This is a genomic window from Acidisphaera sp. L21, assembly GCF_009765685.1.
GTDB lineage: Bacteria > Pseudomonadota > Alphaproteobacteria > Acetobacterales > Acetobacteraceae > LMUY01.
In genome coordinates this window covers 14,460-29,330 of record NZ_LMUY01000026.1, presented here as the reverse complement: position 1 = coordinate 29,330, position 14,871 = coordinate 14,460, and the positions used below count along the sequence as shown (strand labels likewise).

Annotated in this window: 7 protein-coding genes; 6 read left to right on the top strand and 1 reads right to left on the bottom strand. The window is 64.9% G+C overall.

Going from position 1 to position 14,871, the window contains the following annotated elements; translation table 11 throughout:
* Positions 1-83: 83 nt before the first annotated feature.
* Positions 84-2,438, bottom strand: coding sequence for an acyltransferase (locus GSQ76_RS06735; RefSeq protein WP_256366968.1), 2,355 nt, complete (start codon positions 2,436-2,438; stop codon positions 84-86).
* Between the two features lie 147 nt (positions 2,439-2,585).
* Between GSQ76_RS06735 and GSQ76_RS06730 the strand changes: the two genes are divergently transcribed.
* From GSQ76_RS06730 to GSQ76_RS06705, 6 genes are all read left to right on the top strand, one after another.
* Entirely contained in the window at positions 2,586-4,124 is a 1,539-nt protein-coding gene (locus GSQ76_RS06730; protein WP_158743148.1) for a hypothetical protein, read from the top strand.
* 221 nt (positions 4,125-4,345) lie between these two features.
* Positions 4,346-6,457, top strand: a complete 2,112-nt coding sequence (locus tag GSQ76_RS06725; protein ID WP_158743147.1) for a glycosyltransferase family 2 protein — start codon at positions 4,346-4,348, stop codon at positions 6,455-6,457.
* On the top strand, positions 6,454-10,251 hold the full coding sequence (locus tag GSQ76_RS06720; protein WP_158743146.1) for a glycosyltransferase: 3,798 nt from the start codon (positions 6,454-6,456) through the stop codon (positions 10,249-10,251). The genes GSQ76_RS06725 and GSQ76_RS06720 overlap by 4 nt, the downstream gene beginning before the upstream one ends.
* Positions 10,248-10,637, top strand: a complete 390-nt coding sequence (locus GSQ76_RS06715) for a hypothetical protein (RefSeq protein WP_158743145.1) — start codon at positions 10,248-10,250, stop codon at positions 10,635-10,637. Before GSQ76_RS06720 ends, GSQ76_RS06715 begins: the two co-directional genes overlap by 4 nt.
* A 6-nt stretch (positions 10,638-10,643) precedes the next feature.
* Positions 10,644-13,673 (top strand): glycosyltransferase family 1 protein, encoded by a 3,030-nt coding sequence (locus GSQ76_RS06710; RefSeq protein WP_158743144.1) that lies wholly within the window; start codon positions 10,644-10,646, stop codon positions 13,671-13,673.
* On the top strand, positions 13,670-14,764 hold the full coding sequence (locus tag GSQ76_RS06705) for a class I SAM-dependent methyltransferase (protein ID WP_158743143.1): 1,095 nt from the start codon (positions 13,670-13,672) through the stop codon (positions 14,762-14,764). The genes GSQ76_RS06710 and GSQ76_RS06705 overlap by 4 nt, the downstream gene beginning before the upstream one ends.
* Positions 14,765-14,871: the final 107 nt, after the last annotated feature.

Below are 14,871 nucleotides of genomic sequence, written 5' to 3'. Positions count from 1 at the left end.
GGGCAGCACGGATTGTATGAGCGGATATCAGGCCTCGAATAGTTCGCATTGCAGCGCTATGGCGAACGGCCACTCCGCCCCCGTTAGGGCCGCGTGTTCGCCACCCGGTCAGGAGGACCCTCATGGGGCGGGCAAGATGGGATGAAGCGACCGTCGATCAGCCAGGATTCTGATTGCTGCCAGGCATTGCACACGGTGATCGTGCTTTTGCCGAACACGCGGCTAATCGGCGCCAGTGGACCGGCATCTGTATACGTCCCGGGAGGAAGGCCAAACAGGCTGGTCTCGGCGGGGGACAAGTAGAATTCCATTGCTTCGCCTGGCCGACGCGCTGACGCCCAGGTGCGAGATCGCGCGCTAACAGCCATCTGCGCGTCCTGTTGGCTGAGGGCAGCAGGTGTCAGGGCAGCCGGGTAGAACGCGAGAGCCAACCCAGCCGGGGCCCACCACCACCCCCTCGCCGATAGGAACGGCGTCATCGATCGCACTGCAAGTGCCAATAGCAGCGCGAGTGCTAGTGGGGCCAACGTCACCTCGCCCGCCACCACGGCGGCAAGTGTGGCCGCGGTCAAGCCAGACGCAAGAGCGGCCATGTCACGTGGGCGAATGGCTGCCACACCCATGTTCCAGGGAACAACTGCAAAGCCGACGGCAAACAAGATCAAAGCGCCAGGCTGAGCAAACAGGATGGGCCAAGTCGCAACCGCATGGTCCAAGAGCCCATGCGCGAGCACTAAAGCCCCGAGCAGACTGGGCAGAACCAGCCACAGTGCCGCCTGGTAACCCGGCCAACCAATCAGCAACAGTCCGACCACCACTCCCACGGCCAACCCGGCCCCCGCCACGCTGCTACCCGCAGCAATCGTCAGCACGACGCCGCACCAAGCCACCGGGGCCTTGCCGACGAAGAACCACAATGCCGTCATGGCCGCGACGGTCGGCAATACACCTGCCGCAGCCGTCGGCCCGTCGATCGCGCCCGTCACCGCCAAGATGAACGCGAAGGGCGCCAGCGCCAAACTCCCCGCCAGAGCAGGCCGGCCCGGCATCGCAAACCAGGCTGCCAGAACGGCGCCGCCCAATGCGCCCAGCCAAAGCACCAACAGCGCACTCACCAACCCAGTTGTTTGGGCTGCCATGGCAGTGAGCCCATAGAGTACAAGCAACAAACCCCGGACTGGATAGGCCATCAGCGCAGGCAGCGCGCTGGCCCAGTCCCCGACCCGCAAGTCCCCGAACAGCACGTATTCGCCCTCGTGCCAATTCCCCGTGCCCAAGCGCGCGGCAAACATCGCCAGACAGGTAAACGCTGCAACGCCGGGCAGCAGCGGCGTTTGCGTCGCGAGGCGCCAGGTCGCGCCAAGCCAATCAATCCCGTCCTTCTCCACGGCCGACGGCAAACTGGTCTCAAACTGCTGAACGCCTCGGGGCTTCAAACGCAATGCCGGTTGTTCCACCAGGTGCCACGACAGGAATGCAATCGCGAAAGTAACAATGGTTGGGAGCACAAGGGAATCCCCATACTCCAGCGCGAGTTGCTGAATTGGAAACGCGTATAGATAGGCACCATACGAAAGGTCGCCGTAACGCAGGGCGTCCCGCAGCCCTGGTGTCGATGCCTCGCCGAACGCGATGATCGTGTAGGACAGCGTGAACCAGCGCAGCGGCACGCTATAGCTCCCGATTGCGACCGGTAGGGCGAACGTCGCAACGCACATCAGGACTGCGATATCCAACCGCAACAGCGCTGGCACGCGCACCCGCACCTGACGCCAGATTGCGCCAGCCATAAAGAACGGCACTTCCACCAGCACGTATTTTGGATCAGCGCTGTAGATCAGGCTGTATCCGGTCGGGTGATAGGCGAACATGTAAAGGCCGCCGCCACCGCAAACCACCGCGACAACCAGCAGCACCGCACCGCGGAGCCGGCCCGGCGCCAAGCAGATCAGCGGGACGGCAAGATAGCACAGCACCTCCGGCAACAGGCTCCAAAGCGAGCCGTTGACCGCACCACCTAGGAGACGGTGGGTAAACACACCAGGCAGATAGAGTTTCAAGTAGAAGGCGATGTTCAGAAGGAATTGCCAGGTGCCATGATGGCGGAAATAGCGCCCCAAGGGGAGCGCGGTGTCAGCCGCGCCAATCACGGCGATGCAGAACACGACGCAGACCGCCAGCCCCGGCAATATCCGCAACGCACGTTTGGCCAGAAAATGATTGAGCCGCTGGTCTCGAAGCCAGCTGTCATAGATCAAGTAGCCGCTCACACAGAAAAATAAGTCTAAACCAATCTGTGCCACAGGACGCGACCAGAGGATTGGAGTTGCGAGGCCACGCATGTCCTCACCGTGCCCGTAGATCACGAGCAGCGCAGCAATAAGGCGGATGGCCCCGAAGTTGTTTTCACGCCCCGTGACTGGGGCAGGTCGGAACATCATCGAGCGGCCCTATACGTTGACACTGTTTTGGCCCCGTCGTAAGTACGAACTCATCAAACAACCCCTGATGAGATCACAATTTTAGCCACGAGCGGCCGAATTATCGCTTCGCGGCTTACCGCAGTTGCGCAAGCTCTAGCCCGGGTGTCGCAGCCGCTGCAAATCGTCTGGCTGGTCATGCTCACCATCGCGATGGCGGCACGTTACGGGGCGGTTTACATCCATAGACCGCTCGGCCCGGGGAACACGCAGCCGGCGAACGGTTGGTTCGGTTGGGCAGACCAGGCGGCCTATTACCTCAGCACGCGCGGTTGGGCGATGTGGGACCTTTCCCCGTCGCAGCACCTCTACCCGGCGGGATACGCGCTCATGGTGGCGCCATTCTATCGGCTTTTCCCGGCGGAGCCGTTTGCCCTGCCGGATCTACTGTTGTGGATCGCCGCGATGTGGCTGTTCGCGGCACTCGGTGCCCGGCTGCTCGGGCGTGTTCCAGGCGCGTTGGCGCTGGCTGCGACCGTGTTCGCGCTGGCGGAGGTCGCGGACACCCGCGTGCTCTACACGTGGGAAATACCGTGGACGAGCACGCCAGCTGCCACCCTCACCTTTGCGGCGCTGCTTCTGGCCATGCGCCAGTTGGAAGCACCGTCACGCTGGCGGAGCGTCGCATCAGCCGGGTGCGCCGGGCTGGTATTCCTCGTCCGGCCGACCGACGCCCTGGTGGTGATGCCGATCACTGGCTTGATGTTGCTCGCCTCCGTCCTGCCGCATCGCCGCGGCATGGTAGGTATGCTGGCTGGTATCGCGGCGGGATTCTCGGTCGGCCCGCTGCTGCTGGTTACCACACACCTGCTCACACAAGGCCTGACGCTAGGCCACTATCTGACTCTTTCGCGGCTGATCGGCTTCGAGCCGCTGCTACTTCCGTTGCGCTGGGTTACGCTGGTGCTTGGCCCGCAGCCCCTCTACCCGGAAGGTGAAGGCATCGCGATTGTTTACCCGTACGTGCTTCCAGGGTTGGGGGGGATCTTGGTCGCCATCATTGCGGATCGTGGCAGACGGTTCGCCCATGCGGCGGTAGGGGGGGGCGCGGTCGCCATGCTGTGTCTCTACTTATGCTACAGGGATCTGCAGGTGCTGGGTTTATTCACGATCGGCAATCAGCACTATTTCAAATGGACGCTGCCAATCTTCGCGCTGTATGCGGTGGTTCTCCCCCTGGTGACCCTCCAGCGCCGCTGCTGGGCCGTGGCAGGGGTTGCCATCGCCACGATCGTACTATTGAGCCTGTGGCGCCCGGTCATTTTACCCGGCACCTTGCATGCCAGCGTGCTGCCCGATGGCAGCGGCCTGTCCCTGCCCGATGGGCTGCCCGACGTGACCGATCGGCTCGACGTCCGCGCGCCGGAGGATTTCATGACGATTTACTATGGCAACCATACCATCGACGGATCAGACCGGCCGCTCATGGCGGGGGTGGACTTCAAGGCTGTGGCGATTCACGGCGGGATGTCGGTCATTCCGCTCCGGCCAATTCGCGGGCCCACGACGCTCCATCTGGCGGCGCCCTGGCGGCTCAACCCGGCGTCCACCGTTCGCAGCCTGCGCCAAGGGATCGTTTTCGGCCTACCCTGCGCCCTGCGCCCTGCCCAGCGAGCATGCCGGCAGGTGGATACCGTCGAGTGATGACACGGAATCGTGCGGCGGCGCGAAGCCTTCCGGTGCCTGGTTCGTTGCAGGGCGAGCGTTCTCAAGCATCGCTATCTGCCTCAAGCCATGACCAAGGGTTATGACGCCACCTTGCTCGCCGCGCTGCGCCGCGCTATCTGCCTCCCCCTTCAGAACTCGAAAACGGGCATAGCTATGCGGGCATGACACCCTTTCACTCTGCAGCCGAAGCCCAAGGCTTGGGCGCCCCAATCGTACGGCTGTTTATCACCGCGCTGGGTCGGCTACCGGACCTGCCTGGGCTCGACACCTTAGTCGCTGCCCGGCGTGCTGGAACCGGCTTGCTCGGCCTCGCCGAAGCCATCGTGGCGCAGCCCGAGTTCCTATCCCGCCACGGGCCAGACGGCCCTCCTGACGAGGACTATCTCCGAGCCCTGTTCTGGGCCGTGGATGGCACCGACCCGGACGAGGCAGATAGGGCCTTGTTGGCGCCGCCTGCCACGCGCGCCACCATACTACTGGCGGTCAGCCAGTCGCGCCGGGCGCAGGGCGGCATCGCCCTGGACGAAGCCCTGTTCCCCGATGGCCTGCCCCCGGACGACGACGTAGCGTATCAGATGTGGCTGGAGATGACGGCTTTGTCGGCATCTAGCCAGGCCAAGCTCGGTCGCCACGCCGCCAGCCTGAGTCCCATACGCTTGTCGGCGATCCTAGTGGTGCCCCCTGTCCGTCCAGACCTAGTGGTCGAGACAATCGAGTCCTTGAGCGCTCAGCTATGGCCGCACTGGGATTGCGTGTTGGCCTGCCCACCCGGCTTGCCACCGCATGTGCTGGCCACCCTGCGGACGATCGTGCAACGAGTGCCCGGCGTGTCCTTGCTGGACACCGCAGGCCCCAGCACCGCCGCACACGCCAACGAGGTCGCTGCCAATGCCACGGGACAGATGCTGTGCTGGCTGGAGGCTGGCGACCAGTTACACCCGCATGCCTTCTACGAAGCCGCAATCCTGCTCGCCGACGGCGCCGCTCCACGCCTGATCTACACCGACGAAGACCGCATTGACGGCGACGCCGTCCGCTCTACGCCGTGGTTCAAGCCGGACTGGAGCCCGGACCTCGCGCTCGCTGGCGACACAGTTGGGCAATTGGCGCTGTTCGACCGCTCTGCGGCGCTGGCCGACCCGTTCCGCGCCATCGACGCACCTTTCGAGCGATATGGGATGGCCTTGCGCCTGGCCCATGGTGCTCCGATCGACGCTATCCGCCACATTCCCACCGTGCTGTTCCATCGCAGTCGACAACACGGTCGTCCGCCCCGCTTCCCGGAGGCCCGCGCAGTGCCGTCGATGCCGGCGCTGGAGGGGGTCGTGCGCCGGCATCTTGCCGACCATCAGCCAGCCCTAACACTTGGCGTGCGTCTGCACGGCCCGGCGCCTTGGCCAGCGCTAGAGGCCTCCCTGCAAGACCCGATGCCGCGCGTGACCGCGATTATCCCCCTGCGTAACCGGGCCGACCTGCTGGAACGCTGCCTCGAGGGGCTACTGCATGGCACGGACTATCCCGATATTGAGGTCGTGCTGCTGGACAACGACAGCGACGATGGCGAGACGTTGCAGCTCCTGGTCCGCGTCCAGCACGATCCGCGGGTGCGGGTGCTGCAGGCTCCAGGGCCGTTCAACTGGTCTGCTCTGAACAATCAGGGCGCTGCCGAGGCGACCGGCGACATCCTGCTGTTGTTGAACAACGATATAGAGGTGACGGAGCCGGGCTGGCTCCGCGCGCTCGTCGGGCACGTGATGCGTCCGGAGATCGGCGTGGTGGGCGCGCGGCTACTGTTTCCAGATGGCAACCTGCAGCATGGCGGCGTGCTTCTTGGCCCGAAGGGGAAGGCGGTGCACGCGCTGACTTGGGCCGATGGCGCAGATCCCGGCTATGCCGGCCAGGTGGCCACCCAGCGGGATCTATCGGCCGTGACGGGCGCATGCCTCGCCATCCGCCGGGACGTGTTCGGCCAGGTTGGCGGTCTGCAAGCCAAGACGCTGCATGTCGGCTGGGGCGACGTCGACCTGTGCTTGCGCGTGCGCGAGGCGGGTTATCGCGTGCTGTGGGTGCCCGCCGCCACGCTGGTCCATCACGAGATGGCAACCCGTGGTCGCGACATCACGCCGCAGCAACAGGCCAGGCACGAGACCGAGCGCGCCGTGCTACGCCGCCGCTGGCCCGGCGAGACTGATCAAGACCCCTTCCTTAACCCCAATCTCGACGCACGTGAGCGAATGGTGTTGGCCTGCCCGCCCCGACGCAGCCCACCGTGGTTAGCGGCCCAGGACCAGACGGACACTGCAGCATGACCGACCAGTTCCGACCCGTGCGCCCAAGTGAGACGCATGCCTACACCGGCGAGCGCCTCTCCACAGGGCATAGCCTGGAAACCGAGATCGAGCACTTTCACCGCTACTACCTGGCGCGGACCATGGCGACCGGCTTGGACGTGCTCGATATCTCCTCCGGCGAAGGCTATGGCAGCGCCATGCTGGCGCAGGTGGCGCGAAGCGTTACCGGCGTGGACATCGACCCGGCCGCGGTCTCCCACGCCACCGCCTCCCATGCGGCCGAGAACCTGCAGTATCGCCACGGCAGCGCAACCGCCCTGCCGCTGGACGACGCAAGCGTCGACCTGGTCGTATCGTTCGAGACACTGGAACACTTTGCCGAGCACGACGCCTTCTTTGCCGATGCGCGGCGCGTGTTACGCCCGGGCGGCCGCCTAATCATCAGCACCCCCGAGCGGGACGTCTATTCGGGCGCCGGGTCGGAGCCGAACCCGTTCCACGTCAAGGAGCTCAATCGGGTAGAGTTTGCCGACCTCATTGCGCGGCACTTTGCCCACCACGTGCTATTGGGCCAACGAGCGATCGTGGGCTCCGTGCTGTTGAGCGATAAGCCGGACGGGCCGCCGCTGGTCTTCGAGCGGCTGGACGCCGACCGAATTGGGGTCAGCCGCGGGTTGTCGCAGCCGCGCTATTATATCGCGATCTGCGCCAATGCGCCGTTGATCGATATGACCGATAGCGTGTTTATCGAGACCGGGGACATCACCGGGATGACCAGCGCGATCCCGTGGCTGAAGCAGGAAATCGAAGAGCGTATCGCGATCCAAGAGCGCGAGCGGACCGATCAAGCCGCCGAGCGGATCGCCATCGAAGAGCGGGCACGGACGAGCCACGCGGTCGCCATGGCCGCAGCCACCGCCCAATTCGAAACACAATTCTACGAGCAGACGGCCGAGGCGCAACGCGAAGCAATTCAGTTAAAGGTCGAACGGGACGAGGCCCGCGGCCGCGTGAGCTCCCTTATGGGACTGTGGCCCCGTGCCGAGTTGCAGCGGCTGCGGCTCGGCCTGGCAGAGGCCCGCTCCGCGCACGCCCACGCCATCGCAGAACGAGATGCGCTGGCGGTGTTGACGGGCACTATGGCGTGGCGAGTGGCGCAGGCGATCCGCCACTTCGCCAGCCGCAAGCCCCGCGCGGCCGGACTGGCCATACGCGCGGTCGCTGCGCTGCGCCTGCTGCGGGGCGGCCGGCTGAAGGCCAGGCTGGCCCTGCGGCGTCAGCGCGCGGCGGACATGGCGACCCTTGCCGGCCATCCATTGCTGGACCACCCTTGGTATTCCGCCCGCTATCTGGCCGATCAACCAGGCACCGATCCCGTCGCTCACTACGTGTGGGTGGGCGCTGCAATGGGGCACGACCCGCACCCACTTTTTGACACACGCTGGTACGCGGCTTGTCATCCAGCGCTGGGCGAGGTCAATCCGTTCGCCGACTATCTGACCAGAGGTATGGCGGCAAACGAGGATCCACACCCGATCTTCGACGCCCAGTACTACTGCGCACAAGCACCGGAAGCATCCGGCCAGGCTCTGCTGCACTACGGACGCCGTGCCGCGGGAGATTTGCGCTGCCCGGCGAGGTTTTTCGATGTCGCCGGTTACCAGGCTGACAACTCGGACAACGGTGCCCGCAGTTTGGACCCGGTCACGCATTACCTTTACAGCGGCGCGGCCCAGGGACGCGATCCGCACGCCTTGTTCGACACGGTTTGGTATCGCGACACCCACCTTGGCGGCGACACCGCCACGAATCCGCTAGCGCATTGGCTACGAGAAGGCGCTGCCGCCGGGCTCGCGCCGCACCCGCTATTTCCTGACGCCATACCAGACGACACGGCGCTTACGTTGCCCCAGGCTGGCGATACGCCGGAGGTCAGCATCATTATTCCCGTCTATGGCCGCGTGCTGGACACATTGCGCTGCTTGTATGCGCTTGCCCGCCGCAGTGGCGATGTGCGCTACGAGGTGATCGTAGCCGACGACCGGCCCAGCGCCCCGATCGCCCCAATGCTCGCCTGGATCAGCGGCCTGCGTATGCAGGTCAATCCGGTGAACCTCGGCTTTCTGGGAAACTGCAACACCGCCTGCCGCTTGGCCCGCGGGCGCCACCTCATCTTCCTCAACAACGACACGGTGGTGCAAGAAGACTGGCTTCGTCCGCTGATCCGGCTCGCGGACTCCGATCCGGCCATCGGGATGGTCGGATGCAAACTGCTGAACCGCGACGGCACGATACAGGAAGCCGGCGGCGCCATGCTTGACGATGGCTGGGGCCGCCCTTTCGGCGCCGGGCAGGATCCTGCGAAGCCTGAGTTCAACTATGTGCGGGAAGTTGACGTCGTCATTGGCGCCGCCTTCTTGGTGCCGCGCGAGATGTTCCGCGCCGCGGGTGGCTTCGACACGCGCTATGCCCCGGCCTATTATGAGGAGTTCGACCTCGCATTCACCTTACGTGAACGCGGGTTGAAGGTGATGTATCAGCCTGCCAGCGCCGTCGTGCATCTCGACGGCAGTAGTTACGGCAAGGCACAACGCGACACCCAGTCCTTGCGCAATCACGCAAAATTCTGTCGCAAGTGGCAATCGGCGCTTGGCAAGCAGTCGCCGCGAGGGACCCATCCCTTTCTGACGCGGGAGCGTGGCAACAGGCCCACTCTGCTCATGATGGAAGATCAGGTTCCACAGCCGGATCGCAATGCCGGGTCCGTTGCCACGGCGCTCTACGTAGAGTTGATCGCGAGCCTCGGCGTCCGGGTGATCTACTTCCCGCACGATGGCCAATCACCCGCCCCCTACACTGCGCGGCTGCAGCAGGCAGGGGTCGAGGTGCTGCACAGCCCGGTGAATTTGTCGGACTGGCTGATGGAAAACGGGCCCCACCTGGATTACGTCTGGGCGACGCGGCCCTATGTGTCCGGTCACCGGATGGACGAGTTGCTGCACCACACTGGCGCGCCCATTCTCTATCTGACGCATGACCTGCACAGCCAACGTGAGCGCCGCCGCTTTGAGTTGGACAGCGATCCTGTCGCGCTGGAAGAGGCCATTCGCGTGGAAGCGATCGAGCGTTCCATCTTCGCCAAGGTCGACCGCATATTGTCGTTTAGCGAAGACGAGGCACGCGCCATTAGCACGATGCAGCCTACTGCGAGCGTGACTGTGCTGCCGCTGTTTTTCTACGAGGATGATGCTGTCCGCACCGACCCGGGTGGCTTCGCTGGGCGGGAATCCCTGCTGTTCGTCGGCGGCTTCAATCACCTGCCGAACATCGACGCCGCACTGTGGCTGGTGCAAGAGATCATGCCCGCGTTGTGGCGGACGCATCCGAATGCATCAGTCACCATTGTGGGGTCGCAGCCGCCGCCAGAACTGCTGGCGTTGGTGGAACCCCGCGTGATTGTGGCTGGCTATGCGGCAGATTTGGAGCCGCTCTATGCCAAGGCGCGGATATCGGTAAACCCGTTACGCTACGGCTCTGGCGTTAAGGGTAAGATCGTCGCGAGCCTCGCTGCCGGGTTGCCTGTCGTGACCACCACCATCGGCAACGAGGGGATTTACCTGCAAGACGGCGCGGAGGTTCTGATCGGCGACACGGCAGAGGCGATCGCCGCCCACCTAGCCACCCTGCTGGACGACGACGCGCGTTGCCAGGCGGTCGCCGCCGCCGGTGCCGCAGTGGCTGCCGCGCGGTTCAGCCGTGCGATCGCGCTAGCACGGGTGAGCGAAGTGCTTGGCTTGGCGCAACCAGCGTGACCTGGCCTGCCAACACCGACTTCCGGCTGCTGCAGGCGGAGCGTGACCTCACGCGTGCGGAGCGCCAAGCAGGATTGGCGCAGCGCCGCACCGCCGACGCCAAAGCGGATGTGGTACGCGCGCAGACTGCCCTGGCGCAGGAGCGCACCCGGTCTGCACAACTCCAGGCCGCGCTGAACCAGGTCTATGCCAGCAGGTCGTGGCGTTTGAGCCGGCCAGTGCGTGTTATCAGCCGCATACTGACAGCTGTCCGTGGAGGCCAGTCGCCGCTGCCGCCCGCTATCCCGGAGGCGTGCCACGACGAAGTCGCAGCCCGCCCGGCTCAACCGGCGTTGCCGAGGCGCGAGGCGGCGATCTTGCAACGGCTGCGTCGTCAGGCGGACTAACCGGCCGTGCACCTCGTCATCGACTTGCAAGGCGCCCAGAGCGACAGCCGAAACCGCGGCATCGGACGCTACAGCCGCGCGCTGGCCATGGCACTCGCCGCCCAGCCGCGCGAACACGCTGTAAGCCTGCTGCTGAATGGCGGCTTCAGCGACGCGACGGAGGCATTACGTGATGCCTTCGCCCCGTTGCTACCATCAAGTGCCATCCACGTCTGGCATGGACCGGGCCGGCAGACCGCGTGGAAGACGGCCGACCATCCGCGCCGCCGCGCCGCGGAGCATATACGCGCAGCAGTGTTAGCCGGCCTGCAGCCCGATCTGCTACTGGTCGCCAGCACCTTCGAGGGCTATGGCGACGACGCCGTGACCATGCTGCCGGCAGGAATGATGCCGCCACCCACCGTTGGCGTCTGCTACGACCTCATCCCGCTGTCGCGACCAGACCTCTACCTCAGCAGCCCGCTGCAGCAGGGTTGGTACTTTCCTCGCCTGCAAGCCATGTCGCACTACGACGCGCTGCTGTGCATCAGCCAGTCCGGCGCCGCCGAGGTCCGGGATCAGCTGAAGATGCCGGATGCATCGGTGACAAACATCCAGGCGGGTGTCGGCCTTGGATTCCGACCCGCCACGCCCGGCGACTCGTCGCAGGAGCGCGTGCTCGGCCGCTACCGGCTGAAGCCAGGTTACATTCTGTGCGTTGGCGCGGCAGAGGAACGCAAGAACCTGCGCGGGCTGATAAACGCCTATGCGACGCTGCCCGAGCCGATGCGACGCCGCCACCCGCTGGTGCTGACCTGCTGGAACGATAGCCATCAGTTGCCTCTGCTGCGGGGGATGATAGCGCAGAGCGGACTGACGGAGGCCGAGGTTCGGCTACTCACCGAATTCGTGCCCGATGCTGACCTACCATCCCTGTATCGCGGGTGCGCAGTCGCCGTGTGCCCGTCCTTCCACGAAGGCTTCGGTTTGTCGGTGGCCGAGGCGATGGCATGCGGTGTGCCATCGCTATGCAGCAACGCGAGCAGCCTGCCGGAGGTGATGGACCACCCCGCCGCCCTGTTCAACCCAGCGGACCCGGCAGCCATCGCGGCCGCAATGCGTGCCGTGCTCGAGAATCCAAACCTGGCCCTGGAACTCGCAAGATATGGATTGGCACGGGCCGCCCGTTTTACGTGGCCACTCACCGCATCCCGCACCTGGGACGCATTGGAGGCCGCTTCCAACCTAAAGTCCCCCGCCCGGCTTGCGCGCAAGCCTTTGCTTGGCATAGTTTCGCCGGTCAAAGGGGCCGAGGACGACCTGCGCCGATTGCTACCCGGCCTGGCACGTTGGTACGAGGTCGTCTTGCTGACCGACGACGCCCAACCAGACGACGTCGCGTTGCGCGCGTGCTTTGCCAGGCGGCCAACCGCCAGCCTCGTGGACAGAACTCCCGACCGGCTGCTCTACCGTGCCGGCGATGACAGTTCCTATGCCGCGCTCACGTTGCAACTGTTGGACTCCTATCCCGGTGTCGTGCTGGCCGGCGCGAACCCTGTTGCAGAGGTGCTGGCGCGGGGCTCGGCCACCGTCGTCGACGCGCTGCAGGCCACGGTGCTAGACGAGTATGGTTGGCTCGCGGCAACCGCTCTGCGTGAAGATATCGAGGCCGCGGCACGCTTCCCACTGGACGGTGTGCTAGCCGCTCGCGCCCTGGCCGCCGTGGCTGACCCAACCGCCAGCCCCGAAGCGATCCACGCCGCACTTGAAGTCGCCTATACGTCACCGCGTGCCGGGATCGAAAATTGCCTGGCCGCCCTAGCCGGCGATGAAGCCACCGCCTTGCCCGAGGTCGCAGTTGCCTTGGCGGCCACATTCCGCCGCCCGGCGGCGCGCAGACTCATGCTGGACGTGTCCACCATTGCTGAGTTCGATGCCGGTACGGGCATCCAGCGCGTGGTGCGGGAAATGACGCGGCAACTCGGCCGCATGCCGGACCTGACGGCCCGGGTGGAGCCAGTCCATTTGGGCGAGACCGTCACGCTCGCTCGCCCATTCGGTCGCCGCCTGTTCGGCCTGCCGTCGCTGGACGAGCCTGCCATCCTCGCTTTGCCGGCGCCTGGCGACGTGTTCATCGGGCTGGATCTCCACATCCACGACGTCAGCGGATTGGCCAATGCCATTCAAGCCATGCGGGCCGCAGGTGCACGCACGACGGTGGTGATCTACGATCTGCTTCCGATACAGATGCCCGCGTGCTTCCCCGCTCCCGTGCAGGTGATGTACCCGAAATGGCTCACCATGATCAGTCAGTTGGCGGACGGGTTGTTATGCATCTCCCGCGCCGTTGCCGACGACCTATTGGCTTGGTTGGACCGCACCCAACCCGCCCGTACTAGGCCGCTGGGAGTAGCGTGGTTTCACTTAGGCGCCGATTTCCGCCAGGTCGGTCCGATGGCTGCCCTACCCGTTCACGCAGCCCTCGCGGCCGCCGCTGCACGCCCCACTGCGTTGGTGGTCGGAACGCTGGAGCCGCGTAAGGGCCATGGCGATATCCTGACCGCCTTCGATCTGCTGTGGGCGGAGGGTTTGGATGTCGGCCTTACCTTCGTCGGCCGCACTGGCTGGCTGATGCAGGCGCTGGAAGACCGTATCCTCAAACATCCCCAGCTCAACAACCGCCTGCACTGGCTGCGCGATGCCGATGACGCCATGGTGTCCGCGCTTTATAACGCTGGCGGCGCCCTGCTGAACGCCTCGGAGGGTGAGGGCTTCGGCCTTCCCCTTGTGGAAGGGGCGCGTGCCGGCCTGCCCGTTATCACGCGGGATCTCCCGATCTTCCGCGAGGTGTGCGGCGACCATGCACTTTACTTCTCGGGTGGCGCCGAACCGATGGCATCAACTTTGCGACGCTGGCTATACTTGCGGCGAGAGGGTCGGCTGCCGGACCCGGCGAAGATCACCCTCATATCCTGGCACGAGAGCAGTCGCCGCCTAGCCGAGATCGTGTTGGCGGATGACTGGTATGCGACCTGGTCCCCAAAGGAAGCCCAATGAGCACGCCCGACGAAACTGCCGCCTCAACCGCCGTTTGGGACCAGCGCTACGAAGGCGGCGAACATGTGGGCTCCCGCGAAAATATCGAGGGCGACCCGGTAGACTACACCCAGCACAAATTCCTCTACCGCCACGCTATTGCGGAGCCGACCACCGGCTCGCCGGACGGCTGGATCATCGACGCCATTGGCGAGAAATACCTGACGCCGCCACCAGCCAAAATGCTGTCGATCGGGTGCGGAATGGCCTTTATCGAGGAGCATCTAGCGCGCGCCGGGTTCGCCGGGCACATCTTGGCCTACGAAATGTCCCGCTCGGCGATCACCGCCGCCAAGGAGCGAGTCGCAGGCCAGCCCTATGCCGACCGGCTGGAACTACGCTCCGGGGACGTGCTGACGGAAGACCTGCAAACGGCGGGATTCGACGTGGTATTCGTGCAGGCAGCCATCCACCACTTCTTCGATATTGAGGCGATGTTCCAGCTGATGCACCGCGTGCTGAAGCCAGACGGCCTGTTGATCTACGATGAGTATATCGGCCCCGATCACCATATCTACGACGACCATGTCGTCGCGGTCATGGACCGCATCAACGCCTGCCTGTCGCCCGCTTATCGGTGGGACCATCTGGCCAAGCACGAGCGGCAGGGCGTTCCGAAGCCAGACTTGCAATGGATGCTGCAACACGATCCGTCGGAGGGTGTGCACGCATCGCAAATCCTGCCGCTGACCCATCGCTATTTCGATGTGATCGACCGCCGCGACTACGGCGGTAGCATCATGCGGCCCTTCTTTACCGGCATCTTGCCCAATTTCGACTGGACTGATCCAAAGGACCAGACCGTTGGCCGTTTAGTGGTCCTGATGGAGCGGCTGCTCGTGGAAAAAGGTGCCGTCCCGAGTTACCAAACGGCGGTCGTCGCCCGGCGTCGCGCAACGATACTGCCCCCGCTGTCCGAGGCCGAGGCCGCGCGCATCAACTATGCCGATTGGACACCACCGGCACCGCAAGTCCTTCAACCGGCGCCGCCTCCGCCGTTTGGTTTGCTGACGCGCCTGATCGGCAGCTTGGTTCGGCGTGTACGAGGGTAATTTATCGAGCCGGCTCTCTGCCCGGGAAGCAACGTTGCGGCGCGTGCGCGGGGAGCGAGATGAGCTACGTCGGGCGCTAGACCATGCCAGCACGGCATCCCGGCACG

Bases quoted from the DNA above. Each gene is read 5' to 3' on its own strand.
- GSQ76_RS06735 (WP_256366968.1), bottom strand. From the start codon at position 2,438: ATGTTCCGACCTGCCCCAGTCACGGGGCGTGAAAACAACTTCGGGGCC.
- GSQ76_RS06705 (WP_158743143.1), top strand. From the start codon at position 13,670: ATGAGCACGCCCGACGAAACTGCCGCCTCAACCGCCGTTTGGGACCAG.
- GSQ76_RS06720 (WP_158743146.1), top strand. From the start codon at position 6,454: ATGACCGACCAGTTCCGACCCGTGCGCCCAAGTGAGACGCATGCCTAC.